Source organism: Ruminococcus sp. CAG:379 (assembly GCF_000434255.1).
Classification (GTDB): Bacteria; Bacillota; Clostridia; order Oscillospirales; family Ruminococcaceae; genus Ruminococcus_F; species Ruminococcus_F champanellensis.
In genome coordinates this window covers 2,146-2,617 of record NZ_FR894877.1, presented here as the reverse complement: position 1 = coordinate 2,617, position 472 = coordinate 2,146, and the positions used below count along the sequence as shown (strand labels likewise).

Here is a 472-nt window from a genome sequence, read left to right as displayed (position 1 = left end):
GTTCGAGCCTCGTAATCCGCTCCACACGGCGTCGGGGAAATATCCTTGGCGTGTATGAAATCCCAAGAGTTTTCTCTTGGGATTTTTTTCTGTCTGAATTGTCATAAAATTGTCAGATGATTGCCCCGCCCTTGACAAGGGTATCCGGGACGGCTATAATTATAGGCAATACCGTACAAGGCGCAATGATCGGAGAGAAGGTGCCCCATGCCAAGATTTTTTCTGCCGGCTCTGGATCCGGTACAGCCGGTGATTACCGGCGAGGATGCCCATCACATCGGCTTTTCCCTGCGGATGCGCCCCGGGGAGCAGCTGACGGTCTGCGCCGGGGGCGTGGATTACGACTGCCGGATCCGGGAGATCACCGGGGACTGCGTGTATTTAGAGGTACAGGGGCAGGCACCCTGCGCCGCAGAGCCTACGGTGGCGCTGACCCTGTACCAGGCGCTGCCCAAGACCGATAAGCTGGAGC

General features: G+C 57.4%; 1 protein-coding gene. It reads left to right on the top strand.

Going from position 1 to position 472, the window contains the following annotated elements; genetic code table 11:
- Window positions 1-207: 207 nt before the first annotated feature.
- Window positions 208-472: RNA methyltransferase PUA domain-containing protein (locus QVO51_RS04675; protein ID WP_288167868.1), on the top strand; the 265-nt coding region annotated here is incomplete at its 3' end.